Source organism: Gemmiger formicilis (genome assembly GCF_016901605.1).
Lineage (GTDB): Bacteria > Bacillota > Clostridia > Oscillospirales > Ruminococcaceae > Gemmiger > Gemmiger formicilis_B.
Genome location: NZ_JACJKP010000900.1, coordinates 1 through 219 on the forward strand (window position 1 = coordinate 1; position 219 = coordinate 219).

Here is a 219-nt window from a genome sequence, read left to right on the forward strand (position 1 = left end):
GGTTTTGCCGCATTTTTCTTGCGCCGCAGCGGCCTTATGTGTATAATAAGGGATGGAAAACACGCCAAAAGGAGCGAAACAATATGAAATTAGGTATCGTGGGGCTGCCCAACGAAAACGGAGGGACAACAACATGGCGAATGAGAAGATTCTGGTTGTAGATGACGATAAAAATATTTGCGAATTGCTGCGTTTGTATCTGGTCAAGGAGGGCTATAA

The 219-nt window shown here is 44.7% G+C and carries 1 pseudogene; it reads left to right on the forward strand.

Annotation, left to right across the window (positions count from 1 at the left end):
• Nucleotides 1–133: 133 nt before the first annotated feature.
• Nucleotides 134–219: pseudogene (locus tag H6B10_RS18440) on the forward strand (DNA-binding response regulator); the annotation flags it as partial.